The sequence below is a fragment of the Azorhizobium sp. AG788 genome, from assembly GCF_004364705.1.
Taxonomy (GTDB): domain Bacteria; phylum Pseudomonadota; class Alphaproteobacteria; order Rhizobiales; family Xanthobacteraceae; genus Azorhizobium; species Azorhizobium caulinodans.
The window spans coordinates 523,634-547,831 of sequence record NZ_SOBM01000001.1 but is presented as its reverse complement, the minus strand read 5'-3'; the positions used below and the strand labels follow the sequence as shown (position 1 = coordinate 547,831).

Sequence of the window (24,198 nt, the reverse complement as noted above, 5' to 3'; positions counted from 1 at the left end):
GCGGGGGCGCATGACAAACGAAGCCGACACCTGCCGAAAAATCGTTGTGCCCAAGCTGCAATCGGCGGGGTGGGATAACGAACCTCATTCTATCGCCGAGCAGCGCACCATCACGGATGGCCGCGTCATTCCCGTAGGCAAGGGTTTCGTCCGCAAGCCGCCCAAGCGGGTCGACTACCTGCTGCGCTACACGCGGGACTTCCCGCTTGCCGTAGTCGAGGCAAAGGCCAGTTACAAATCCGCGACTGATGCCGTGCAGCAGGCCCGCGACTATGCGGAAATCCTCGGGCTCAAATACGCCTACGCCACCAACGGCGCCGAGATCATCGAGATCGACTATTTCAAGGGGACGGAAACGCGCGTCGCCGACTTCCCTACGCCTGACGGCCTTTGGCGGCGCTATCAGGCGGGTAGCGGAATCGACACTCCCGAGCAGGTGGAGCACCTAATCGCTCCCTACAACACGGTCGGCGGCAAGCCGCCCCGGTACTACCAGCAAATCGCCATCAATCGGACGGTCGAAGCGATCCTCGCCGGGAGGAAGCGCCTGCTTCTCACGATGGCGACGGGAACGGGCAAGACCATAGTTGCCTTCCAGATTTGCTGGAAGCTTTGGTCGAGCCGCTGGAACCGGACTGGGGAGTATCGCAAGCCGCGCATCCTGTTTCTCGCGGATCGCAACATCCTCATCGACGATCCGAAGGACAAGACCTTCACCCCTTTCGGGGATGCTCGCCACAAGATCGAATCTGGCGAGATCGTCAAAAGCCGGGAAATGTATTTCGCCATCTATCAGGCGCTTGCAGAGGACGAGCGCCGCGTAGGGCTTTTTCGCGACTATCCGCCGGACTTCTTCGACCTCATCATTGTCGATGAATGTCACCGGGGAAGCGCGCGGGATGACAGCTCATGGCGCGTCATCCTTGATCATTTCAATCCCGCTTACCAGCTTGGCATGACGGCCACGCCTCTGCGCGAGGACAACCGCGACACCTACCTCTATTTCGGCAATCCGATCTACGAATATAGCCTGCGGCAGGGCATCGACGATGGCTTTCTCGCGCCTTATCGTGTTCATCGCGTCGTCACACAATGGGACGCGGCCGGATGGCGGCCGAGCAGAGATGAGGTTGACCGCTTCGGCCGGACGATCCCCGATGACGAGTACCAGACCAAGGACTTCGAGCGGACCATAGCCTTGCGTGCCCGGACGGAGGCCATCGCACGCCACCTGACCGACTTTCTCAAGAAGACCGACCGTTTCGCCAAGACCATCGTGTTCTGCGTCGATCAGGAACACGCCTCGGAAATGCGGCAGGCGCTGGTCAACCTCAATGCCGACCTTGTGGCGCAGTATCCCGACTATGTGGCGCGCGTCACCGCCGACGAGGGCGCCATCGGGCGCGGCCACCTGTCCAAATTCCAGGACCTCGAAACCAAAACGCCGGTTATCCTCACGTCGTCGCAGCTTCTGACGACCGGCGTCGATGCGCCGACCTGCAAGAATGTCGTTCTGGCGCGCGTCGTTGGCTCCATGAGCGAGTTCAAGCAGATCATCGGGCGCGGGACGCGCCTGCGCGACGATTACGGCAAGCTGTGGTTCAACATCCTCGACTACACCGGCTCGGCCACCCGCATGTTCGCCGACCCGGACTTCGACGGCGATCCGGCCCGGATCACGGAAGAAGAAGTGAACGACGACGGGGAAACCACCGCGACGACGGAAATCGTCCCCGAAGGGCAGGAGCCGGAACCCGCCCCGCCCGATGAAGGCGAACCCGGCGTGATCGAACCGCCGACCGGCGAGCCGCGCAAATTCTATTTCGACGGCGGCCAGGTCGAAGTCGTGGCCCATCTGGTCCACGAGCTTGATCCGAACGGCAAGCAGCTTCGCGTCGTCAAGTACACCGACTACGCCGCCGAAAGCGTGCGGTCATTGGCTCCGACCTCCGCCGAGCTTCGCAGGCGGTGGGCGGACGCGGACCAGCGTAGCGAGATCATCGCCGCCCTGGCCGAGCGCGGGATCGACTTCGACGTGCTGGCCGAACAGACCGGCCAGACCGATGCCGACCCCTTCGACCTGCTTTGCCATCTGGCCTTCAACGCGCCGCTTCGCACAAGGCGCGAGCGGGCGCAGCGCCTCAAGGCCGAGCGCAAGGATTATTTCGAGAAGTTCTCCCCCGAGGCGCGTCAGGTGCTCGACGAGCTTCTGGAAAAATACGCGGAGCACGGCGACGCGCAGTTTGTCTTGCCGGACGTGCTCAAGGTTCCGCCCATCTCAACTCACGGCCAGCCCGCCGAAATCATCAAGCTGTTCGGTGGCCCCGATGAGCTTCGCCGGGCCGTGACCGACCTGCAAGGACTGCTCTATGGCACGAACTAAGAAAAAGAACGGCGCTGACGCCGCACCGATGACAACCTCCCAGATGCTCGGGAGTTTGCTGAACTCCGCGCGCAAAATCATGCGCAAGGACAAGGGCTTGAACGGCGACCTCGACCGTCTGCCTCTGCTGACATGGATCATGTTCCTTAAATTCCTCGACGACCTTGAGCAGCAGCGTGAGGAGGAAACCGCGCTATCCGGCAAGAAGTTCAAGGCCGCCATTGAGGCCCCGTATCGCTGGCGCGACTGGGCCGCCAATCCGCAGGGCATCACGGGCGACGAGCTTCTGGCCTTCATCAACAGCGAAGAGGCCGTGCGCGCAGATGGAGCGAAAGGCCCCGGCCTGTTCGCTTATCTGCGCTCTCTCTCAAGCTCCAACGGCGACAACCGCCGCGACGTGATCGCCACCGTGTTCAAGGGTGTCGATAACCGCATGAAGAGCGGTTATCTGCTGCGCGACATTATCAACAAGGTAGGCGGGATTCATTTCACGTCGTCGGACGAGTTGCACACCCTCGGCGCGCTCTACGAATCCATGCTCCGCGAAATGCGCGATGCGGCGGGCGATTCCGGCGAGTTCTACACGCCGCGCGCCGTCGTCCGCTTCATGGTGGAAGTCACCGATCCTCGCCTCGGCGAGACTGTCCTCGATCCGGCCAGCGGCACGGGCGGGTTTCTGGTGGAGGCGTACAACCATCTTGAGAAGCAGGTGAAGACCGTCGCCGACCGCAAGCGCCTGCAAAACGACACCATCGCCGGCTGCGAACCCAAATCCCTGCCTTATCTGCTCTGCCAGATGAACCTGCTGCTGCACGGGCTGGACGCGCCGCAGATCGACCCCGGCAACGCCCTGCGCTTCAAGCTCTCCGAGATCGGCGAGAAAGAGCGTGTTGATGTGATCCTCACCAACCCGCCCTTCGGGGGTGAGGAAGAGAAGGGCATCCAGGGCAATTTCCCAGAAGACCGCCAGACGGCGGAAACGGCACTGCTGTTCCTCCAGCTCATCATGCGCAAGCTCAAGCGACAGCCGACTTCCGTCGGTCGCCCGGCACGGGCTGCCGTGGTCGTGCCGCATGGCAGCCTTTCATCCCCAGGTGTTGCCAAGCGCATTCGCGAAACGCTGCTTGGCGATTTCAATATCACTGCGATAGTGCGCCTGCCTCATAATGTTTTTGCCCCATACACTGACATACAATCGAACGTCATATTTTTTGAGCGCGGCGAACCAACGCAATCAATCCTCTACTGCGAACCGTCCCTTCCGCTCGGCTACTCGCTCAGCAAGACCAAGCCCTTGCTTTACGAATGGATAGAGCCGCTCAAGACGCTCATAGCGTCGAGGCAGGAAACAGATACATCTTGGCTTGTTCGGCGGGACGACCTCGACGAAAATCTCAATCTCGACATCAAAAACCCCCGCCGAAAACTCAATTCTTTGGCGGACCGGGGAAACCTTGAAACCCTCGCTGCGCAAATGCGCTCGTATGCCGACGAGGCCGATGCCATCAAAGCCGAACTGGCGCAGGTCACGGAATTGATAGGACAATCGCCGTGGGAATTGCTCGACAGCCACACTTATGAATCGGACGAGCGGATCGGTGAGGACTATTCACCCGAAATGCCGCTCTTGGGCGTCTCTGCCGAGGAAGGGATTACCAATCCGAAGACTGCTATCGGCAAGTCGCCTGAACGATACAAGGTGCTGCGGACGCATTACCTTGCCTACAACCCCATGCGTATCAATATTGGGTCTATCGGCGTTGTCCGAGACGATACGCAGCAAGGCATCACAAGCCCTGATTACGTCGTCTTTTACTGTGGGCCAGACCTATTGCCTGAATATGTATATCACTATTTGAGAAGTGAGGCGGGTCGTCACGAAATAAATCTGAAAACAAAGGGATCAGTGCGGTTCAGATTGTATTTTGAACAGCTATCCAAGATTAAAATACCCGTGCCAAAAAACATTGAGACTCAGCAGCGGTTTGTAAATGCCTGTAACAGGCTTGAAGACCTGAAGAAGATGCTTAATGCCGCCGCTTCGTCGGCGACAGATTGTCTTAACGCGGCCACACGCTCCAGCTTTCTCCTTGAAGGCGGCAAGCCTTCAAACACCTCAACGGGGAGCAGGGCGGCATGAGCGTCGCGACCACGCCATCCGCGCCCCTGACCGAAAAGGCCGCCCTCGCGGACCTCGTGACGTGGGCAGAGAAGCGCCCCGCGTGGCAGAGAGACGCCCTTCGGCGCTTGGTCACAGGTGAAACGCTCGACGATCAGGTGATTGTGGAACTTACGGAGCTTTGCCTTGATCCGGCGCGCACCCATACGCCGATTGCACAATCGCATATTGTGGCTGAAACCAGCGCCGCAGAGCCGATTTCCCTCGTTTCGATCAAAAATCCAACCGCCATCAACGCGCTTGCCAGCCAGCAGGAGCTGTCCTTTGAGCCTGCCGGGCTGACGGTGATTTACGGCGACAACGGTTCGGGAAAGTCCGGCTATGTCCGCGTCCTGAAGCACGCATGTCGGTCGCGGGACGAGAAGTTCGCGATCCACAGGGATTTGGAAGACAAGACCGACACGCCGCAATCTGCAGAGATATGTTTCACGCGGGGTGCGAACACCGACCAATTCAATTGGACGCCCGACGGCGAGCCGCACGGCGACCTGCCATCGGTCAGCATCTTCGACTCCCGAAGCGCAAGCATCCATGTCGAAAGCACCAACGAGGTAGCCTATATCCCCCGGCCAATGCGGTTGCTGGAGGCGCTGGCGGATGCTTCCGACCGCATTAAAACGGCGCTCGACGGCAAGATCGCAACGCTCAAGAGCCAGGTTCCGCTTGCGATTTCAAACCCCTCGCTGAGCAGGGAAACGGCTGCCGGCAGCTACGTCTTCGGGTTGAGCGCGAAATCCAACATCCCGCAGCTTGATAAACTCGCCGCCTTCAGCAATCAGGAAACCGGCCGCCTCTCCACGCTGGAAACCGACTTCACTCAAGACCCCAAGCGCGCTGTGGCGCGGCTTGATAACCAGCGCGGCGAAGTGGAGCGCATCCGGACGACCCTTCAAACCCTAATTGGCGCGACGAGCGCGGCGGCGTTCGTGGAAATCAATACACTACGAAAGACCCACGGCGATGCCGTGGAAGCCGCGTCGTTAGCATCGCAACAGCTATTCAGCGCATCGCCGTTGCCCGAGGTAGGCCAAGCCGCCTGGCAAAAACTGTGGGAGGCCGCCCGCACCTATGCGGACACCGTGGCCTATCCCGGCAAGACATTCCCTTCGAGCGAACCGGATACGCTTTGCGTGCTTTGTCAGCAGCCCCTCGGAGCTGACGCAATGGTGCGCCAGCAGACATTCGAGTCGTTTGTAAAAAGCTCGACGAAGGCTGATGAAGCGACGGCGCGCGCGAAGCTGGATGCTGCGCTCACGCAGTTGAAAGGGCAGATGCTGCGCCATGGCGATGTGCTGAAATCCGGCAAATTCCTCGCCACCGAGATCGGCGATGCGGCGCTTGCCCAGCAAGTCCGCCGGGCCTTTGTCGTGGTGCTTTGGCGGCTTCGGGCAATCGTCAGGGCATACGGCGAGCCCAAGCCGCTTGGCGCTGATCCGCTCCAGGCACTTACGGCGCTCGCAGCCGATCTCAAAACCCGTGCCGCGCAGCTTTCCGCCGATACGCAGAGCGACGACTACAAGAAACTGAAATCCGAATACCTTGAACTCAAGGACCGTGCCGCCCTTGCGCCGCTGCTCCCGGACATCAAGGCACATATCGCGCGCCTCAAGGACATCGAGTCAATCAACACCGCGCTCAAGGCCACCGCCAAAAAGCCGATCACCGATAAGAACAAAGAACTCTCGGATCGCATGGTGACGGACGCGCTACGCGGTCGGTTTGCGCGCGAGATCGGAAAACTGAAACTGGCCAGAATGCCGGTCGAGCTTCGCAAGGAGAAAGACCGGCAGGCGGTGTCGTATTTTCGTGTTGCGTTGGTGGAGAATCCTAGCGCCAAGGTCGGCGAGATCTTCAGCGAAGGCGAGCACCGCTGCGTCGCGCTCGCCGCGTTCCTCGCCGAGCTGGTCACGGCACAGCGTTATTCCGGCATCGTTTTCGACGATCCAATGTCATCGCTCGACCACATCCACAGGGGCGCGGTTGCGTCGCGGCTGGTGGAGGAAGCGGAACACCGCCAGGTCGTCGTATTCACGCATGACCTCGTGTTCCTGTACGAACTTCGCCGCGAAGCGGAAAAGGCAAACCGGCCAATAGCGTTTCGCAATGTCCGTCGGCAGCAGGACAAGCCCGGCTACATTGAAAACGAGTTGCCGGACAAGGCGAAATCCGGACTTGAGATGTGCAACGCCCTGCGGTCATCTCTCAAAGCAGCAAAACCCGGCTTTGACAAGCTGACGGATACGCAACGCACCATCTTCCGCAAAGGCACTATTGGTCAGTTGCGCGATGCCTGGGAACAGGCAATCTCCGACTATATCCGGCCCGTCCTTGAACGGTTCGACAACAAGGTCAAGCCGACCTCGATGTTCAAGCTCGGCATTCTCACAGAGGACGATGTGAAGCACGTGATGGCGGCCCAATCGAGGCTGTCCGAAGACCTTCATTCGTCAGCACAGGCGTTGAATCCCGAAGCCGTTTCGCTTGATGAACTGCTTAATGAGGTCAAGGCGCTAGAAGACTGGATTCAGTCCATACGTGACCGCCAAAAGAATGCGGTGAAGCCTGTGCTGAGCTAGGACGCCGCCTAATTAGATGCCGTGCTTTCGAGCATTCTTGGCAAGGCGTTCAAAGGAGATTTGTGACGACATGGCAGACGACAAGAAGAATGCTAATCCCGAGCCGCCGGCGCCTGAGTCAGTTGCGGCGCACCCGGCATGGTTCCGGCTCGTCGATCAGTTAAACTGGTATGATCGCAAGAGCCAGCACGCCCAAGGGTGGTACAAACGCTTGAAAATCGCACAGTTCGCGTCTGCGGCACTGATTCCAGCAACGAGTCTGTTGCCTGCGGAGTACGCCAAATGGGCCGCATCAGCTTTCGGCGTCTTGATTGCCGTTCTGGAAGCTGTTCAGCAGATGAATCAGTATTCGACTCTTTGGTTCAGCTACAGGGCAACGGCAGAGCGTCTCAAGCACGAAAAATACCTCTTCCTTTCTGCCGCAGGCCCCTACAAGGGCTTAGCCGAACCCGAGCGGCTAGTTGCGTTGGCTGAAAGGGTCGAAGAGCACGTCTCGACCGAACACGCCAACTGGTTCAATGAAACCCGCCGCGCCGCCACGGTGCAGAAGTCGGAGGGCGCGTGATGCCTGTCGCGCGCCCCACTGAGCTGGCCATCGGAGCACGGTCGTTGCCGTTGCCCGTGTACTTCCCATCCATTTCTTCGGTGAAGACGGCGCTACGCCCGCTGGATTATTTACAGTTGCTATCGTCTCTGGGCGGGCTGAACGGCCAGTTTCTGGTATCGGCCTTCGATCTCGCAGGCGTCGATCAGCCGCAGTCGGCCCAACAGGCACTAAGTGCTGCTCGTCAGGCGGGCATCATCACGTTGATGGATTCCGGCAACTATGAAAGTTTCTGGAAGGACGCGCAGGCAGATTGGAAGCAAGCAGACTTTCACAAGGTTCTGGCCGATTTCCCTTGCGATCTGGCCTTCGGCTTCGATGAGCAACAGCCACCAGCCAACGCGGACGATCACGTTGCCTTGGTCGCCGAACGCTGGCAAGCGGATCAAGCCGCTGCGGGTTGCTGCCAAATCATTCCCATCGTCCACGCCCCGGCCGGTGAATTGCCGGCGCTGTGCGCGGCTGTCGCCGCCAAGACTGGCGTCACGATGCTGGCGATTCCAGAACGCAGGTTGGGCGACGGCGTTCTGGAGCGTGCCCGTGTCGTAAAGTCCATTCGGACGGCCTTGAATGAACTCGGGCGCTACGTCATTTTGCACCTGCTGGGCACAGGCAACCCCATTTCCATCGCCCTTTACTCGGCGATGGGTGCCGACAGTTTCGACGGGTTGGAGTGGTGCCAGACGGTAGTCGATCATGAATCTGGCCTGCTTTATCATCTTTCGCAGGCCGATTTCTTTGCCGGACAGACCGCGTGGGGTGATGACGACAAGCTGTCGTTTCAAGCGCGCGCGTTGGCCCATAATCTGGAATTCTTCTCCGATTGGATGAGAAGACTGCGCGACGCGGTGAGCCAGGATCGCTTGCCGGAATTCTGCCGATCCAATCTGCCTTCTCGCGCCCATCGCCACGTTGCCGATGTTGCCGGCTGGAGTCAGCCATGACCGTGGACATCATCAACCAGACCATACGCGCGATGTGTCTTGAGGTCGAGACACATGCATCTGCGGCGCAGAACTGGCAGCAGATGGCGGAAGAAGAATTTCTGTACGAAGCGGCGATCTGCATTTTCGGCAGCCAGATGGTTTTCGAGATGGCGGTAGCAACGGCGGATCGGCTACGTGAAAAGAAGTTGCTCCAGCCTGCACCGCGCGGACGAAGCGTCCAGGTTATTGAACGAAAGGTTGTTGCGGCTCTATCCGATCCACTGCCTGTTCCTGCGCGCAACGGGACGCAACGATGGGTTCGGCCACGCTTCAAGAACCGACTTGCGTCCTTGCTGGCCAAGACCATCGTTGAAATTTATGGGCAATCCCAAACGATCCGTGGATTTTTATTCGATGCGCGGAATGCGAGGGAGGCCCGCGAGACCCTGATGCACCACGTTTGGGGCTTTGGCCCTAAACAGGCCAGCCTCTTTCTACGCCGTGTTGGCTACTGCGCCGACCTGGCCGTTCTGGATGTCCATGTGTTGGACTATCTGGAACTGGCGCGCGGCCTGTCGCTCTCGCCCAGCAAGTTGGGGCGCCTCTCGCTCTATGAGGAAATCGAGGACACATTTCGGGAGATTTCTGCTGAATTCGGCCATTCGATGGGTTGCGTCGATTTGGCAACCTGGCTCACGATGCGCGTAGCCAAGAAGGAAGCTTTCCTATGAGCTTCGTGAACCTGGTTTCCGGTGGCCTTGATTCGACGCTGGTCAGCGTGATGGCGAAGGAAGAAGGTATAGAGCAATTCCCGCTGTTCGTTGACTACGGTCAACGGGCAGCCAGCAGGGAATGGGAAACTTGTAAGCTTGTCCACGATGCCTTGGGCCTTCCGGCGCCGACGAGGATGGATTTATCGGGTTTCGGGCGCGTCATCGCATCTGGCCTGACCCGTCAAGACCTCGATGTTAAAGCCGATGCGTTCACGCCCGGCCGCAACCTGATGTTCTTGCTGATGGGCAGCGCGTATGCCTATCAGCAAGGCGCATCATCGGTGACGATTGGCCTGCTGGCGGAGGAATTCAGTCTGTTCCCCGACCAGAAACGGCAATTTGTGGCTCAGGCCGAAGCCACCATCTCCGCAGCAATGGGGCAGCAGATCAAGGTGCTCACGCCATTGATCGAGTTCAGCAAAGCTGATGTGGTCAGGCTGGCGCAGGCCAAGGGCATCACGGGCACCTACTCGTGCCATACCGGCAATTCAGAACCTTGCGGGCGGTGCATCGCCTGCTTGGAATTTCAATTCGACAAGGGGAAATGACATGGGTGGAGGCTCGGGCGGCGGTCTTTCTAGCTATGACATCAAGCGCCTTGAAGAACAGGCAAAGCGGAAGCTATCTGAGGCGAAAGGTGACGCCAGCAGGCACGTTTTCATTAGCTTCAACCATGAAGATTTAGACGAAGTGAACCTGCTTCGTGGTCAGGCGAAGAATGACAAGGTCGATTTGCAGTTCGACGACCATTCCGTCAAGGAGCCGTTCGATAGCGCCAACGCCGACTACATCAAGCGCCAAATCCGCGACAAGATCGACCGCTGCTCGGTAACGGTGGTGTATCTCTCCGATAAAGCGGCCTCCAGCAAATGGGTGAACTGGGAAATCGAGGAGAGCATCAAGCGCGGCAAGGGCGTCATTGGCGTCTACAAGGGAGACAAGTCCCCGACTAATGTCCCGCCAGCGTTCCAGCAGAACGGCTGCAAGTCTGTGAAGTGGGAGCACGCTGCGCTGATGAAGGCCATCGAGGATGCGAGCACGAAGCGATAGCCGGTGGGCGTTCTTTCTGGAGTGGTATCCGGTGGCGCTGCCGCAGCGGGCTGGGTGAGCGCCTCCGCCATCCTCCGAAGCTCAAGCTCTTTTAGTCTGCATTCTCGCGACGCTCGTTTATGATGTAGAATGCGCTTATGGCGGGATGACTGCTGTAGAGAATCCGCGAATCCAGCGGCCTTACCCTGGTGGTATCGCAGTTGGTATCGACATTGGTCATGGGCGGAAAGCTCAATAACTACAACACCAACTCAAACCCATTGACCATCGAGTGGGAGTGATCGAGGATTCATCTTTCGCGATCCGGGCGCGTGCAAGCCGATCGGTGTCGTGACAGCGTCCATTTCAGGGCCGTCAGGAGCTACAGCTTCTGGCGGTCCTTTCTTTTGGTGTCCTGCCATCAGAAGCGAAGGCCGCACTCACGGTGACCCGATGGGCCAGTGTGAGCGCAGCCCCATCTCGCCCCTTTATTCCTCGGTGGTCGCCAGCGTTCTGCCGCGTTGGACAGGTGCTCAGGCGTCCACCCCGGAGAGGCCGCTTATCTTGGGGAGGCGGAGCGGCATACGGGGACTGACGGCGGAGCCCCAAATCGCTCTGGCTATTGCCTTCGCGAAGTCGCTGTAGGTGTGGAGCGACCGGGCGAGGAGCGTAGTCAGCCGCGCCACGTCGCCGGCTTCCGGGATCATGCCATCGCTCACATAGCGCTCGGCCATGAGGCGCATTTCGGCGCCGCGCGCCTGCCACTTTCACTGGCAAGTGCCGACCTGGCCGCGGGCCGGCTCGCGCAACGGGGCACCAGGGAAGGGCCGGAGACGGCGCTCTGGGCGCTCTCCCCCCTCGCGCCGGCTGCTGAATGCCCGCTTATAAGCCCTTCTGGCGCATCTGAAGGAGGCCTTTCCCGAAGGCACGCCGGAGGAGCTGGCGACCTATCTCTCGGCGTGAGGCACGGGCTGCGTGGCTGCTCATTTGGGTACGCCCGCCGCCGCCATCTCCACTTGCACGGGTTCGGGCAGATCGCACAGCTCCGTATCCGGCCGCGTGCCGGACCACATGGCCATATGGAAGCGCGCCGGGCGGTCGAGGCTGCTGAGGCCGAGGTGCCACACGCCGGGCGCGTAGAGGATGCCGTCCTCGGGCCCGGCGATGAAGGCGGCAAGCTGCACCGGATCGACGCCGCCGTCGGGCGTGCTGCCGGCGACCACCACCAGCGCCCGGCAGCCGTCCACGGGCAGGAAGACCTGCGCTGACCAGGGATGCCGCTCCAACTGGCGCACCAGAAGCGGGGCGGGGCGCACGCTCACATCGAACAGAGAGAGGCACATCCGGGCGCCCGGCTCGCGGCCTTCCAGCTCCAGCCGCGCATCGCGCCGCTGCGCGAATCCCTCGTTCACGACCAGCGGCGCCCCCCGCCGCACCACGGCGCCGAAGGGCGCGAAGCGTTCGGGAGTCAGGGCAAGGGGGATCAGGGAGAGCATGGCGCCTATGGTGCGGAAAAGGAATGCGGCACGCACCTAAGGTGACGGCGGGGGATGGCGCAAGCTGTTCGTCTCCACGCAAACCGCAGGTCGTGATGCCGTAGATCGCCCTTCCACTCGAGCGGCGAAGGTGATGCGCTAGCGCCCGAGGTTGGCAGGTGAGATGAAAGGCACGTGCGGACGAGATGTTGGTGGCCGGGGGCAGCCCGACACGCAAACGATGAACACCTGTTACGTGCTGCGCTGATCTAAGCCGAATGTGAGACAGAGGATCGGGAATTGGTGGAGCCGAGGGGAATCGAACCCCTGACCTCTGCAGTGCGATTGCAGCGCTCTCCCATCTGAGCTACGGCCCCGATCCATGGGATGGCTGCATGTACGGGGTGGGCCCGGCCCTGTCAAGCGAGGGGGTGTGGAGAAGTCCCCTGCCCCCGGCGCCATGCACAGCCGGGGCGCCGCATGGGCCGGCGCCCCATCGCCGCGCCTCAGTCGAGACCCGCGATGGCGCGGGAGAAGTCGCGGGCGGAGAAAGGCTGGAGGTCCTCCGCCCCCTCGCCCACGCCCACCAGATGGATGGGCAGGCGATATTTCTGCGCGATGGCGACCAGGATGCCGCCGCGCGCCGTGCCGTCGAGCTTGGTCATCACGAGGCCGGTGACGCCGGCGGTGCGGGCGAACACCTCCACCTGATTGAGCGCGTTCTGGCCCACCGTCGCATCCAGCACCAGCAGCACGGCGTGGGGGGCGGTGGGCTCCAGCTTCTTGATGACGCGGACCACCTTCTCCAGCTCGTCCATGAGCTCGGTGCGGTTCTGGAGACGGCCGGCGGTGTCGATCATCACGATGTCCGAGCCATTTGCGCGGGCTTCGGTGATGGCGTCATGGGCGACGCCGGCGGCATCCGCGCCCTGTTCGCGGGCCACCACATGGGCCCCGGTGCGCGCGCCCCACACCTTGAGCTGCTCGATGGCGGCGGCGCGGAAGGTGTCGCCGGCGGCGAGCGTCAGCCTCTTGCCCTCGCTGCGCCACTGGGCGGCGAGCTTGCCGATGGTGGTTGTCTTGCCTGAGCCGTTCACGCCCACCATCAGCACCACGAAGGGCTTCTGGCCGGCGTCCGGCACGAAGGGCTTGGCGACGGGGCCAAGGATCTCCTCCACCTCCGAGGCGATCAGGCCCTTCACCTCGTCGGGGGCGATCATCTTGTCGTGCCGGCCCTTGCCCACCGCCTCGACGATGCGGGCGGCGGTGGCGGTGCCGAGGTCGGCACGGATCAGCAGATCCTCCAGCTCCTCCAGCGTCTCGGCATCGAGCTTGCGCTTGGTGACGAGATCCGTGATCCCCTGGGTGAGGGAAGTGGCCGTGCGCGCGAGACCGGAGGTCAGGCGGCGCCAGAAGCCGGGTTTTTCGGGGGGAGAGGTCTCGCTCATGCGGCCACCAGACGCGCGCCGTCGTGCCCGGCGATGCGCAGATCGATCACGGCGCCGGGCTGCGCCGCCCGGTGCAGGCGCACCGGCGTGAAATAGGGGGTGCGGCCGATGCCGCCGCGCTCCACGAGCACGGGATGGCGGCGGCCGATCTCGGCGGCCAGATGCCGCCGCAGCGCCTCCTCGCCCTTCTCCCGCAGGCGGCGGGCGCGGGCGTCCACCACGTCGCCCGGCACCGGCGGCATGCGCGCGGCGGGCGTGCCGGCGCGGGCAGAGAAGGGAAAGACGTGGAGGAAGCTCAGGCCGCAGGCATCCACGATGGAGAGCGAGTTGCGGAACATGGCTTCCGTCTCGGTGGGAAAGCCGGCGATGAGGTCCGCGCCCAGTACGAGGTCCGGCCGCAGGCGGCGCATCTCTTCCACGAGCGCGATCACCTGCGCCCGCGAGTGGCGGCGCTTCATGCGCTTCAGGACCATGTCGTCGCCCGATTGCAGCGACAGATGCAGATGCGGCATCAGCCGCTCCTCTTCCGCCAGCGCACGCAGGAGGTCGGCATCCGCCTCCACGCTGTCGATGGAGGAAAGGCGCAGGCGCTCCAGCTCCGGCACCTGCCGCAGAATGGCGCGCACCAGCCGCCCGAGGGTCGGCGCGCCGGGCAGGTCCGCACCATAGGAGGTGAGATCGACGCCCGTGAGCACCACTTCCTTCTGCCCGCCTTCGGCCAGCGCGCGGATGTGGGCCACCACGTCGCCCATGGGCACGGAGCGGGAGGCGCCCCGACCATAGGGGATGATGCAGAAGGTGCAGCGGTGGTCGCAGCCGTTCTGCACCTGCACGAAGGCGCGGGTGCGCCCGTCCATGCCGTCCACCATGTGGAGCGCCGTTTCGCGCACGGCGAAGATGTCGTCCACCTTCACCTTCTCCTCGGCACTGACGCCGAAATCGAAGGCGGCGCGGGCCTCAGCCCATGTCTCCACAGCGCCCTTGGCGCCATTGCCCACCACCCGGTCCACTTCCGGCATGGCGGCGAAGGTCTGCGGCTCGGTCTGCGCGGCGCAGCCGGTGACGACCACCTTCAGCGTGGGATCGGCGCGCTTGAGGCGGCGGATGCTCTGGCGGGCCTGGCGCACCGCCTCGGCCGTGACGGCGCAGGAATTGACGATCACGGTGCGGGTGAGGCCGGCGGCGGTGGCGGCGCGCTGGATCTCGGCGCTGTCGAGCGTGTTCAGCCGGCAGCCGAAGGTGACGACCTCGACGCCTTCCGTCTCCCGCGCGCCCGCCTGCCCCATGCTCAGGCGGCCTCGGTGAGCATGTCGGAGGTGAGCGTGCCGGTGAATTCCAGCGCCACCGGGCCGGTCATCAGCACGTGGTCGTCGCTGGCGCGCCAGTCGATCACGAGGTCGCCGCCGGGCAGCGTTACGCGCACCTTGCGACCGGTCCGGCCGGTGCGGGCAGCGGAGACGCCGGTGGCACAGGCGGCGGTGCCGCAGGCGCGGGTGCGGCCTGCGCCGCGTTCCCACACATGCAGCAGGATATGATCGGGGCTCAGCACCTGAGCAAAGGAGATATTGGCCCGCTCGGGAAACAGCGGGTGATGCTCCAGCGTGGCGCCGAGCGCCTCGACGTCCACGGCGTTGGCGTCGGGCACGAAGAAGACGGCATGGGGATTGCCCATGCTGACCATGCTGGCGGGGCCAAGGCTCGCGAAACCCTCGATCTGCACGGCGCTGGTGTCTGCCACGGGGCGGGCCAGCGGAATGGCATCCCAGCCGAGGCGCGGCGCCCCCATGTCCACGGTCACCTGGCCGTCCGGCTGCATCACGCAGTCCAGCAGCCCGGCGGCGCTCTCGAACAGCACGTGCCGCTCGCCGATCCGGCCCGCCTCATAGGCCGCGATGCAGCGGGTGCCGTTGCCGCAGGCGCCCGATTCCGAGCCATCGGAATTGAGGATGCGCACGAAAGCGGCGGTGTCGGCGCGGCGCGGAGGATAGAGCACCATCGCCTGGTCGAACGGCAGCACGCCGGGACGGGCGAGCGCGCGCGCCGCGGCGGCGGGCACGTCCTCCGGCTCGTGGCGCAGGTCGAGCACGAGAATCTCGTTGCCGAGACCGTTCATCTTCACAAAAGGGCGATGGGCAAGCATCGGAGCGGCGTCCAGACACCAGAAAACTGTCGACCTTATATGGCGGGAGGCGGCGCAAGCGCCACCCCTACCGTCGCAATGCTGACCCATGGGGAGCGGCAAACTCCCTCTTGGGTGCGGCGCCGAACATGCTAGAGCAGTGATGCGGCGGTTCGGTGAGTTGAGGGAGAGCGCGATGCGCGCAGACGAGGCTGCGGGTCTGTTCGGTGGACGCGGAATGAAGGCAGGGGCTTTTAGATGCGGCACCGTCGCCGCCTGCCTTCTGGCGCTGACCGGTCTCGCCTCCGCCCAGACCGCGCCCGCCGGAACGACGCCGGCGCAGGCACAGGCGCCATCCACAGCCGCTCCCAGCCCCGCACCGCAGGTTACGCCCGCCCCCAGCACGCCCCAGACGGCGCCCGCCTCGCCCCCGCCGGCCGCCGCGCCCGCGGAAGCACAGTTGCCCCCGCCGCCCAAGCCGCCGGCGGACCCGAATGCGGTGACGCCCATGCCCGGCATGCCCACGCATTCCAACAGCCCGGCCGCCCAGCCGCTGCCGAGCGCGACGCCCGCACCCGACGGACAGGGCCAGACCGTGTTCTCCGGCGAAGGCGCTGTCCTCTCTCCCGTCGCCGTGGCAGTGAAGAGCGGGCAGTCGAGCTGGGACGAGGGGTATGATTCCATCGTCGCCGCCCTCAATGCCGTCCAGGCCGAGATGGACAAGCTTGGGCTCAAGGCCGCCGGAGACGTGATGGTGGTCTATACGCAGAGCGATGACGCGGGCTTCGAGTTCGAGGCCCAGATTCCCTACTCGGGCACTCCTTCCGGCACGCCGGGCAAGGGTATCAAGCTCGCCCAGTCGTTCAACGGCAAGGCGCTGAAGTTCCCGCACCGGGGCTCCTTCGCCGACATGGACGACACCTATGAGCAGATCGCCAATTTCCTGGATTCGCGGAACCTGACCGCGCTCGATCTCTATATCGAGCAGTATCACACCGATCCGCGCGTCACGGCGCCGGATCAGCTCGTGGTGGACATTCTCGTTCCGGTGCGGTGAGGCCGCGCTTCCCTCGGGGGCGCGAATCTCATTCACTGTCGGCCATGTAGTATCCGCGGAGGGTCCGATGCCTCGGCTATTGACCGCGATTGAGGTTCCCGGCGAGGTGGGCGCCACGCTCACCATGCTGCGCGGCGGCATATCGGGTGCCCGCTGGATCGATCCCGAGAATTATCACGTCACCCTGCGCTTCGTCGGCGACGTGGACGACGCCATGGCCCGCGACATCGCCCTCGTGCTGGGGCAGGTGCGGCGGCGGGCCTTCGATCTGGTTCTCGACGGCCTTGACCAGTTCGGCGGCCACAAGCCGCGCACCGTTTTCGCGAGCGTGAAGACCAGCACGGCCCTGATGGAACTCCAGGCCGAGCATGAGCGCATCATGCAGCGCCTCGGCCTTGCGGCGGAACGCACCTACCGCCCGCACGTGACGCTCGCCCGCCTGCGCGACGCCTCCACCCGGCAGGTGGCAGACTATCTCGCCACCCGCGGGCTCTATCGCAGCGTTCCCTTTCACGTGCCGCGGTTCGTGCTCTACTCGTCTCGTGACAGCGTGGGGGGTGGCCCCTACATCGTGGAAGCGGAATATCCGCTGCACTGACCGCTCACGCGCTTCGTGAGCGGAGCGGACGCAGCGTCATCCTTTCCCAGGTCGGCAAACGCCTGTAGAGCGGATCATAAGCGTGGCATAAAGCCGCCCCGGAGAGGTTCCGTGACCGTTCTCGCCGAGACAGACCGCCTGTCCCGTCACCCGGCCTTCATGGCCTTCTGGGTCGCCCGCGTGATGAGCGCGCTGGCCTTCCAGATTGCCGGCGTGGTGGTGGGCTGGATGGTCTATGAGAAGACCGCGGACGCCTATTATCTCGGCTATGTGGGCCTCTGCCAGTTCCTGCCCATGGTGCTCCTGACCTTCGTGGTGGGCACGCTCGCGGACCGGATCGACCGGCGGCGGATCGTCATCGTCTGCCAGAGCGTCGCGGGCCTCGCGCTCGCATTGCTCGCCATCGGCGCCGCCACGGACACGCTGAGCGTCGGCGGCATCTTCGTCGCCGTTGCCGTTCTGGGGGGCGCGCGGGCCTTCGAGCACCCCACCCAGACCGCGCTGCTGCCCGGCCTCGTTCCCGAGCACCTGCTGCACCGGGCCATCGCCATGGCGACCTCCGCCATGCAGACGGCGACCATCATCGGCCCGGCCCTCGGCGGCGTGCTCTATGTGCTGGGCGCACAGGCACCGCTCGCCATCGCCGCCCTCTCCTATCTGTTCGCCGCCGCCGCCATGACCACGGTGCGGCTGGAGCGGCCCGCCCCCCGCCGTGATCCCGTGACGCTCTCCTCCGTCTTCTCCGGCGTCGGCTTCGTCTGGTCGCGGCCGCTCATCCTGGGCGCGCTGTCGCTGGACCTGTTCGCCGTACTGCTGGGCGGCGCCACGGCCCTGCTGCCCATCTTCGCAGCCGACGTGCTGCACACCGGCCCCTGGGGTCTCGGCCTGCTGCGCTCGGCACCTGCGGTCGGCGCCATCGGCATGGCGCTTCTGCTCGCGCATGTGCCGATGAAGAAGAACGTCGGCCTCAAGATGTTCGCGGCCGTGGCGACGTTCGGTCTCGCCACCGTGGTCTTCTCGGCCTCAACCAACCTGTATCTCTCGCTGGTCGCGCTCGCAGTGATGGGCGCATCCGACAATGTGAGCGTGGTGGTGCGCCAGTCGCTGGTGCAGCTCAACACGCCGGACGAGATGCGCGGACGCGTGTCGGCGGTGAACTCGCTCTTCATCGGCACCTCCAACCAGTTGGGCGAGTTCGAGAGCGGCATGACCGCCGGCCTCATGGGCGCCGTGCCCGCCGGCATCCTGGGCGGCGTCGGCACCATTCTGGTGGCATTGAGCTGGATGTGGCTGTTTCCCGCGCTCCGGAAAGCCGATACGCTGGCCGGAAAGAACAGGACCTAGATCTTCCACCAATCCCTCTGCCGCGACGGCCAGATATCGCAAGAAATTCAGCCGACTTAATTTCAGCCAACCTGACGAAATACAGGACCAGACAAGCAATCACGTGCGCGTGAGACCCTGGTCGACTCTAGGTTGAGGCAAGCTTGAACACCCCCCAGTGGAACCAATTCCTTCCGCTGGAGCGCGCATCATGCGTTTGACCATCAAGACCACGCTGATCAGCCTGTTCTGCCTCATCAGCCTGATCGTCGCGATCCTCTGTGCGGTGGCCTTGCGCACCGCCTACAAGGCCTACGTCTCTGCCGGTCAGGCGACGACACTCGCGCATATCGACCGCAATCTCTACGACGGGCTGGCGAATTTCCGCTTCGAGCGCGGCGAGGCCGGCATCGCCCTCGCGCTCGCCAGCGACAAGAACCAGCGTAATGTCGCCAACATCGCGAGCCGCCGCGAGAAGGTGACCCCCGCGCTTGAGGCCGCGCTCGTCGCCTTCAGGACCTACCCTTTCATGGATGCCAAGGTGGCGGCGCTGATCAAGGATCTGCAAGGCCAGTTCGAAACCGTGAAGGGCCTGCGCCGCCAGGTGGACGACCAGCTCGCGCTGGCGCCGGAGCGCCGCGATGGCTCGGTGGGCCAGCGGTTCGCCGCCGACGGCGGCAAGCTGCTGGATACGCTGGAGCGCCTGTCCACGGAAGTGGAGGCCGACATCCGCTCGCTCGATCCCACGCTGTCGCAGCTGATCCTCGCCCGCGCCATGGGCTGGGCCACGCGCACCTATACCGGCATCTCCACGCTGCTCATCAATGCCGCCGTCGCGCAGGACCGCCCCCTCACCGCCGAAGAAACGAAGTCGCTCTTCGCCAATGACGCCAAGGCGGATGTGGCCTGGGGCGCGGTGGTCGAGATCGCCATGGCCGACAATGCGCCGCCCGCTCTGCGCAAGGCCGCCCAGACCGCGCAGGACTTCTATTTCGCGGGCACGTTCAAGACGCTGCGCGACGGCATCGTCAACCGCATCACCCGTGGCGAGAAGAGCGGCGTCTCCCTGCCGGACTGGCGCCAGCCCATCGAGATCGGCCTCGCCAACTTCGCCGATGTGGCGGGCGTCGCCGTGAACAGCCTCGCCGATATCGCCGACGCCAATGAGGACAATGCCCGCACCACGGCCCTCATCTATGCCGTCGTGCTGCTCGTTTCCCTTGCCCTCGCGGGCGCGGGCCTCGCGGTGGTCGTCGGCCGCGTGGTGCGGCCCATCTCGCACCTCACCGCCGTGATGGAGGACGTCGCCGGCGGGCATCTGGAGGTCGAGGTACCGGGCACGGCCCGCCACGACGAGATCGGCGCCATGGCCAAGACGCTCCTCATCTTCAAGGAAAGCCTGCTGCGCAACCGCCAGATGGAGCGCGAGGCGGAGGAAAACCGCCGCGCCACGGAGGCCCAGCGCCGCGCCGCCATGCTGGACCTCGCCGCCCGCTTCGAGGCGGCCGTCGGCGGCATCATCGGTCAAGTGGCCAGTTCGTCGGGCATCCTGCTCCAGACCGCCCAGTCCATGAGCCGGGCGGCGGAGCAGACCTCCACGCGCTCCACGGCCGTGGCCGCGGCGGCGGAGGAGGCCTCCACCAACGTGATCATGGTCGCTTCTTCGGCGGAGGAGCTGGGTGCCTCGGTGGAGGAGATTTCCCGTCAGGTGATGCAGTCCTCGCAGATGTCCTCGAGCGCCGTGGCCGAGGCGGACCGGACCGGCGCGGTGATGCGCGAGCTCGCCCAGGCCGCGGCCCGCATCGGCGCGGTGGTGGAGCTCATCAACACCATCGCCTCCCAGACCAACCTTCTGGCGCTGAACGCGACCATCGAGGCCGCCCGCGCGGGAGACGCCGGCAAGGGCTTCGCCGTGGTGGCCTCTGAAGTGAAGGAACTGGCCAACCAGACCGGCAAGGCGACGGAAGAGATCGCCGCGCAGGTGAATGCCATCCAGTCCACGACGCAAGAGGCGGTGAAGGTCATCGAGAGCGTGGGCCAGCAGATCCGCAGCATGAGCGATGTGGCCACCGGCATTTCGGCCGCCGTGGAGGAACAGGGCATCGCCACGCGGGAGATCGTCCGCAATGTGGATCAGGCGGCCACCGGCACCAATTCCGTGACCGGCCACATCACCGACGTCGCCCGCACGGCGCAGGAGACCGGGGCCGCGGCCCACGAGGTGCTCAACGCCTCCTCGGCCCTCAGCGATCAGGCCAAGCAGTTGGAAGTGGAAATGCGCCGCTTCCTTGAGACGGTCCGCGCTGCCTGAGGCCTCCAAACGCAGACGGCCGGGCGTGGGCCCGGCCGTCTGTCTTTAGATCCTGAAGCGGCCCGGCGTCGGGAACGTCAGCGGCGGACCACCGCCGGAAGGGCGGTAGCGGTGGCCATCTGCGCCTCGTGGCGCACTTCCGCCTCCGCAAGATCGCGGCGGGCGCGCCGCGCGGCCCGGCGATAGCGTCCCTGCCGCGCCCATGTGACGAGGCCGCCAATGACGAGCCCGAGGATGAGCGCGCCGAAGATGACCGCAAACAGCGGCACCGTCACCGAGATGACCGGTGTATCGGGCGAGAAGGGATCGAGCGAGAGCGTCACCGGGCGCCGATTGGCCACCGCCAGAGCGACGATGGCCACCGAGACCGGAAGACCGATGATGACGGCGAGAAGGCGTCCCACGGGTGCGCTGCTCACGCCGCGCCGTTGAGACGCTCGCGCATCTCCTTGCCGGTCTTGAAATAGGGCACGACCTTGGAGGACACGTCCACCTGCTTGCCGGTGCGCGGGTTGCGGCCGGTGCGGGCCTCACGCTGCTTCACCGAGAACGCGCCGAAGCCGCGCAGTTCCACGCGGTCGCCCTGGGCCAGGGCATCCACGATCTGGTCGAGGATGGCGTTGACGATGTTCTCGACGTCGCGCTGGTAGAGGTGCGGATTGGCTTCGGCAATCTTCTGCACGAGTTCAGACTTGATCATGTCCCGACTGCTTCCCCTCGCGACCGGCTGAAGACGGATGGACCCGGAGAAACGCCCAGACCGGGCAGGATCCAGGATTAGCCGCCGCCCACGGCCGCACCCTACTCTTTAATTCTGCGCGGGAGCCTGCCAGAGGGCCAAAAGTCCGTCAAGCTGAGCCTTTTCAAAGGCTGCCTGCGTGGCTTGCGACAGAATGCCGGCCACGGTGTCGAAGCCGAGCGCGCTGGCGATCGCACCCGCCGCGCCCCGCAGCCAGCCGAACTCGCTGCCCATGCTCTCGGACTTCCAGGTGCGCACCCGCAGGTTCTCGGGAATGCCCTTCTCGCGCGCCAGCCAGGCCCGCGCCGTGCGTTCGTCGCCCAGCTCGTCCACGAGCTGGAGCGCAAGGCCCTGATGGCCGGTGAAGACGCGTCCGTCGGAGACTTCGGCGAGCCGCGCGTCGGAGAGCTTGCGCCGCTCGGAGACGAGGCCCTTGAACCATCCGTAGCTGTCCACCACGAGGGAATTGATGGCCGCCCGGGCCTCGGGGCTCGTGGGCTGGTAGCCGTTGGGCGCCGCCTTGAGCGGAGACGATTTGATGTCTTCCACCGTCACGCCGATCTTGCCGAGCAGGTCGGTGACGTTCGGAAACTGGAAGATCACGCCGATGGAGCCCACCATGGCGTTGCGGCGGGAGACGATGTGGTCGGAGCCGATGGCGGCGATGTAGCCGCCGGAGGCCGCCATGCCTTCCACCACGGCCACCACGGGCTTCTTGGCGGCGAGCTGGCGCAGCGCGTCATAGAGCTGTTCCGCTCCCGTCACCGTGCCGCCGGGGCTGTCGATGGACACGATGACCGCCCGCGCGTTGGAGCGGCCGATCTCCTCCAGCATCTTCACCCGGTCGCGGTCGTTGCGGATGATGCCGCCGATGACCACGCGCGCCACATGGGGCGAGGAGGCGAGGACCGTCCGGCCGACGGCCACATAGGAGCCGACCGCCACAGCCGCGACAACGGCGAGAACGCCAACCACCCGCCAGAAGGTGAGCTTGCGGCGCAAGCGGCGGCGATCCACGATCTGATCCACATCGAGCGACATTGACCTGCCTCCTGCCCCCGCCGAGCGCCGCACTTAAGCTGCGGCATCCGGCCTTGGCAAGCGGCACCCGCCGGATGCGACGCCGCGGGGGGCGCCGCTCCGTTTGCCGCCTGCGGCGGTGCCTGCCGATCAGGACTGCGTGCGCAGATTGGCGACGAAGCTCTTCACCTGCTGCTCCAGGCGGCTGGCTTGGCTCGATACCACGTCGACGGAGGTCCGCACCTGATCCACGGCGCCGGAGGTCTCCTGCGCCGCCTGCGCCACGGTCGCGACCGCATGGGCCACGTCGCGGGTGCCGTTGGAGGCCAGACTGACGTTCTCGGAGATGCGCCGTGCGGCACCTGACTGCACCTGCACCGTGTCGGCAATGGTGCGGGAAATGTCGTTGATCTGCTCGATGGTGCCGGAGATGGACCGGATGGCATCCACCGTCTGCGTCGTGACGGCCTGGATGTCGTTGATCTGGGCGGCGATGTCCTCGGTCGCCTTGGCGGTCTGCTGGGCGAGCGACTTCACCTCGGAGGCGACCACCGCGAAGCCCTTGCCGCTCTCGCCGGCCCGCGCCGCCTCGATGGTGGCGTTGAGCGCCAGGAGGTTGGTCTGGGAGGCGATCGACTGGATCAGCTTCACCACGTCCCCGATCCGCTCGGCGGCGGCCACGAGCCGGTTGACGATCTCCTGCGTATCCGAAGCCTGCCGGGCGGCATTGCCGGCGATACCCGTGGAGCGCTGGGCCTGGTCGCCGATGGCGGTCATGGAGGAGATGAGCCCGTCGGTCTCTTCCGCGACGCTCACGACGCTGGAGCCGGTGCGGTCATTGATGGAGACGAGGCCGTCCGTCTGGCCGGCGGCGGCCGCCGCCGAGCGGGCGAGCACCGAGACCACGCTGTTGAGCTGGGTCGCCGCATTGGCGATGGCCGCCATGGAGGTGCCAACCTCGCCTTCCAGCGTGTCGGCGAGCTTGGTGAAGGCTTCGCGGCGGCGCGCCACGGCGGCGACGCTGTTCATGTCCTGCAACTGGGCCAGAAGGTGCGGCTTGCCCTGGAAGGTGAAGGGTCGCACGTGGGCGATCACCTCGAAATCCGAGCCGTCCCTGCGGCGGTAGATGGCGGATCCGGCCCATTCGCCGTCGCGCTTGATGCCGGCTTCGACGCTCTTCACGAAGGCGGCCGGCGTCAGGTTGCCCGGCTGCACGGGCGCGAAGATATTGGTCGGCGGCTTGCCCACCAGATCCTCGCGTCGGGTGATCTGCATCGCCGTGAGGAAGGGGCCGTTGGCATAGACCACCTTCTCCTCGCCCGGCTTGATGCAGCGGACGAAGACCGGCGTGGTCAGCGTGTCGAAGATGGCCGTCAGAAGCGCGAGATCCGAGGATTCGGCCACAGGCGCCGATTTGGACCAACCTGGAAGAGCCATCAAAACCTCCCTCAACCCTTGCTCGATGCAATGAACGAAGCGGGCGACTGCCGTCGTTGGAGCGGATCGTTGAGCGGCGAGGCTGGTGCCAGGCTTGCCTTGGCCCACATCGCGCAAGCGGATTTGGTGCGGTGCCGCAATCGCGGATTTTGATACCGCCACATGGACTTGCAGGGGCGCGACGGTGAGCCGGAAACAGAA

Annotated in this window: 20 protein-coding genes, 1 tRNA gene and 2 pseudogenes; 13 read left to right on the top strand and 10 right to left on the bottom strand. The window is 64.3% G+C overall.

Annotated features, from left to right (window positions below):
• Positions 1-10: 10 nt before the first annotated feature.
• The 8 genes from DFO45_RS02515 (at position 11) to DFO45_RS02480 (ending at position 10,491) form a co-directional block, all read left to right on the top strand.
• On the top strand, positions 11-2,383 hold the full coding sequence (locus DFO45_RS02515; RefSeq protein WP_133863619.1) for a DEAD/DEAH box helicase family protein: 2,373 nt from the start codon (positions 11-13) through the stop codon (positions 2,381-2,383).
• A complete protein-coding gene (locus tag DFO45_RS02510; protein WP_133863618.1) occupies positions 2,370-4,523 on the top strand; it encodes an N-6 DNA methylase in 2,154 nt (717 codons plus the stop codon). The genes DFO45_RS02515 and DFO45_RS02510 overlap by 14 nt, the downstream gene beginning before the upstream one ends.
• A complete protein-coding gene (locus DFO45_RS02505) occupies positions 4,520-7,138 on the top strand; it encodes an AAA family ATPase (protein WP_133863617.1) in 2,619 nt (872 codons plus the stop codon). Before DFO45_RS02510 ends, DFO45_RS02505 begins: the two co-directional genes overlap by 4 nt.
• A gap of 70 nt (positions 7,139-7,208) precedes the next feature.
• The gene (locus tag DFO45_RS02500; protein WP_133863616.1) at positions 7,209-7,703 is read left to right on the top strand and encodes a DUF4231 domain-containing protein; all 495 of its coding nucleotides are present in this window, start codon (positions 7,209-7,211) and stop codon (positions 7,701-7,703) included.
• Positions 7,703-8,686, top strand: a complete 984-nt coding sequence (locus DFO45_RS02495) for a hypothetical protein (RefSeq protein ID WP_133863615.1) — start codon at positions 7,703-7,705, stop codon at positions 8,684-8,686. Before DFO45_RS02500 ends, DFO45_RS02495 begins: the two co-directional genes overlap by 1 nt.
• Positions 8,683-9,399 (top strand): hypothetical protein, encoded by a 717-nt coding sequence (locus DFO45_RS02490; RefSeq protein ID WP_133863614.1) that lies wholly within the window; start codon positions 8,683-8,685, stop codon positions 9,397-9,399. The genes DFO45_RS02495 and DFO45_RS02490 overlap by 4 nt, the downstream gene beginning before the upstream one ends.
• Complete coding sequence (locus tag DFO45_RS02485; protein WP_133863613.1) at positions 9,396-9,989, top strand: 7-cyano-7-deazaguanine synthase; 594 nt, start codon at positions 9,396-9,398, stop codon at positions 9,987-9,989. The genes DFO45_RS02490 and DFO45_RS02485 overlap by 4 nt, the downstream gene beginning before the upstream one ends.
• 1 nt (position 9,990) lies before the next feature.
• Complete coding sequence (locus tag DFO45_RS02480) at positions 9,991-10,491, top strand: TIR domain-containing protein (RefSeq protein WP_133863612.1); 501 nt, start codon at positions 9,991-9,993, stop codon at positions 10,489-10,491.
• Positions 10,492-11,087: 596 nt separating this feature from the next.
• Here DFO45_RS02480 and DFO45_RS02475 read toward each other — a convergent pair.
• A pseudogene (locus DFO45_RS02475) lies at positions 11,088-11,216 on the bottom strand (NmrA/HSCARG family protein); the annotation flags it as partial.
• On the opposite strand from DFO45_RS02475, the pseudogene DFO45_RS25170 reads away from it, so the two are divergent.
• Positions 11,217-11,433 (top strand): annotated as a pseudogene (locus DFO45_RS25170) (LysR family transcriptional regulator); the annotation flags it as partial. It abuts the pseudogene before it with no gap.
• A 20-nt stretch (positions 11,434-11,453) separates the two neighbouring features.
• Here DFO45_RS25170 and DFO45_RS02470 read toward each other — a convergent pair.
• From DFO45_RS02470 to dapF, 5 genes are all read right to left on the bottom strand, one after another.
• Entirely contained in the window at positions 11,454-11,966 is a 513-nt protein-coding gene (locus DFO45_RS02470; protein ID WP_133863611.1) for an ureidoglycolate lyase, read from the bottom strand.
• Between the two features lie 280 nt (positions 11,967-12,246).
• A tRNA-Ala gene (locus DFO45_RS02465) sits at positions 12,247-12,322 on the bottom strand.
• Positions 12,323-12,451: 129 nt separating this feature from the next.
• A complete protein-coding gene (gene ftsY, locus DFO45_RS02460; protein ID WP_208299728.1) occupies positions 12,452-13,393 on the bottom strand; it encodes a signal recognition particle-docking protein FtsY in 942 nt (313 codons plus the stop codon).
• Positions 13,390-14,679 (bottom strand): tRNA (N(6)-L-threonylcarbamoyladenosine(37)-C(2))-methylthiotransferase MtaB, encoded by a 1,290-nt coding sequence (gene mtaB / locus DFO45_RS02455; RefSeq protein WP_133863610.1) that lies wholly within the window; start codon positions 14,677-14,679, stop codon positions 13,390-13,392. The genes ftsY and mtaB overlap by 4 nt, the downstream gene beginning before the upstream one ends.
• A gap of 2 nt (positions 14,680-14,681) precedes the next feature.
• Entirely contained in the window at positions 14,682-15,533 is an 852-nt protein-coding gene (dapF, locus tag DFO45_RS02450; RefSeq protein WP_133863609.1) for a diaminopimelate epimerase, read from the bottom strand.
• A 175-nt stretch (positions 15,534-15,708) separates the two neighbouring features.
• On the opposite strand from dapF, the gene DFO45_RS02445 reads away from it, so the two are divergent.
• The 4 genes from DFO45_RS02445 to DFO45_RS02430 all read left to right on the top strand — a co-directional run bounded on the left by DFO45_RS02445 (position 15,709) and on the right by DFO45_RS02430 (position 20,801).
• Complete coding sequence (locus DFO45_RS02445; protein ID WP_133863608.1) at positions 15,709-16,569, top strand: GyrI-like domain-containing protein; 861 nt, start codon at positions 15,709-15,711, stop codon at positions 16,567-16,569.
• A gap of 67 nt (positions 16,570-16,636) precedes the next feature.
• Complete coding sequence (thpR, locus tag DFO45_RS02440) at positions 16,637-17,167, top strand: RNA 2',3'-cyclic phosphodiesterase (protein ID WP_133863607.1); 531 nt, start codon at positions 16,637-16,639, stop codon at positions 17,165-17,167.
• Positions 17,168-17,278: 111 nt separating this feature from the next.
• Positions 17,279-18,511, top strand: coding sequence for an MFS transporter (locus DFO45_RS02435; protein WP_280960271.1), 1,233 nt, complete (start codon positions 17,279-17,281; stop codon positions 18,509-18,511).
• 190 nt (positions 18,512-18,701) lie between these two features.
• A complete protein-coding gene (locus tag DFO45_RS02430) occupies positions 18,702-20,801 on the top strand; it encodes a methyl-accepting chemotaxis protein (protein WP_133863606.1) in 2,100 nt (699 codons plus the stop codon).
• 77 nt (positions 20,802-20,878) lie between these two features.
• On the opposite strand, the gene DFO45_RS02425 is transcribed toward DFO45_RS02430, so the two are convergent.
• The 4 genes from DFO45_RS02425 to DFO45_RS02410 form a co-directional block, all read right to left on the bottom strand.
• Positions 20,879-21,205 (bottom strand): lipopolysaccharide assembly protein LapA domain-containing protein, encoded by a 327-nt coding sequence (locus DFO45_RS02425; RefSeq protein ID WP_133863605.1) that lies wholly within the window; start codon positions 21,203-21,205, stop codon positions 20,879-20,881.
• Positions 21,206-21,216: 11 nt separating this feature from the next.
• Positions 21,217-21,501, bottom strand: coding sequence for an integration host factor subunit beta (locus tag DFO45_RS02420; protein WP_012172239.1), 285 nt, complete (start codon positions 21,499-21,501; stop codon positions 21,217-21,219).
• A gap of 108 nt (positions 21,502-21,609) precedes the next feature.
• Positions 21,610-22,581, bottom strand: coding sequence for a signal peptide peptidase SppA (gene sppA / locus DFO45_RS02415; RefSeq protein ID WP_133863604.1), 972 nt, complete (start codon positions 22,579-22,581; stop codon positions 21,610-21,612).
• 129 nt (positions 22,582-22,710) lie between these two features.
• On the bottom strand, positions 22,711-23,997 hold the full coding sequence (locus DFO45_RS02410; RefSeq protein ID WP_133863603.1) for a methyl-accepting chemotaxis protein: 1,287 nt from the start codon (positions 23,995-23,997) through the stop codon (positions 22,711-22,713).
• Positions 23,998-24,198 lie beyond the last annotated feature (201 nt).

Coding starts and splice junctions, on each gene's coding strand:
- DFO45_RS02515 (WP_133863619.1), top strand. CDS start 11: ATGACAAACGAAGCCGACACCTGCCGAAAAATCGTTGTGCCCAAGCTG.
- DFO45_RS02510 (WP_133863618.1), top strand. CDS start 2,370: ATGGCACGAACTAAGAAAAAGAACGGCGCTGACGCCGCACCGATGACA.
- DFO45_RS02505 (WP_133863617.1), top strand. CDS start 4,520: ATGAGCGTCGCGACCACGCCATCCGCGCCCCTGACCGAAAAGGCCGCC.
- DFO45_RS02500 (WP_133863616.1), top strand. CDS start 7,209: ATGGCAGACGACAAGAAGAATGCTAATCCCGAGCCGCCGGCGCCTGAG.
- DFO45_RS02495 (WP_133863615.1), top strand. CDS start 7,703: ATGCCTGTCGCGCGCCCCACTGAGCTGGCCATCGGAGCACGGTCGTTG.
- DFO45_RS02490 (WP_133863614.1), top strand. CDS start 8,683: ATGACCGTGGACATCATCAACCAGACCATACGCGCGATGTGTCTTGAG.
- DFO45_RS02485 (WP_133863613.1), top strand. CDS start 9,396: ATGAGCTTCGTGAACCTGGTTTCCGGTGGCCTTGATTCGACGCTGGTC.
- DFO45_RS02480 (WP_133863612.1), top strand. CDS start 9,991: ATGGGTGGAGGCTCGGGCGGCGGTCTTTCTAGCTATGACATCAAGCGC.
- DFO45_RS02470 (WP_133863611.1), bottom strand. CDS start 11,966: ATGCTCTCCCTGATCCCCCTTGCCCTGACTCCCGAACGCTTCGCGCCC.
- ftsY (WP_208299728.1), bottom strand. CDS start 13,393: ATGAGCGAGACCTCTCCCCCCGAAAAACCCGGCTTCTGGCGCCGCCTG.
- mtaB (WP_133863610.1), bottom strand. CDS start 14,679: ATGGGGCAGGCGGGCGCGCGGGAGACGGAAGGCGTCGAGGTCGTCACC.
- dapF (WP_133863609.1), bottom strand. CDS start 15,533: ATGCTTGCCCATCGCCCTTTTGTGAAGATGAACGGTCTCGGCAACGAG.
- DFO45_RS02445 (WP_133863608.1), top strand. CDS start 15,709: ATGCGCGCAGACGAGGCTGCGGGTCTGTTCGGTGGACGCGGAATGAAG.
- thpR (WP_133863607.1), top strand. CDS start 16,637: ATGCCTCGGCTATTGACCGCGATTGAGGTTCCCGGCGAGGTGGGCGCC.
- DFO45_RS02430 (WP_133863606.1), top strand. CDS start 18,702: ATGCGTTTGACCATCAAGACCACGCTGATCAGCCTGTTCTGCCTCATC.
- DFO45_RS02420 (WP_012172239.1), bottom strand. CDS start 21,501: ATGATCAAGTCTGAACTCGTGCAGAAGATTGCCGAAGCCAATCCGCAC.
- sppA (WP_133863604.1), bottom strand. CDS start 22,581: ATGTCGCTCGATGTGGATCAGATCGTGGATCGCCGCCGCTTGCGCCGC.
- DFO45_RS02410 (WP_133863603.1), bottom strand. CDS start 23,997: ATGGCTCTTCCAGGTTGGTCCAAATCGGCGCCTGTGGCCGAATCCTCG.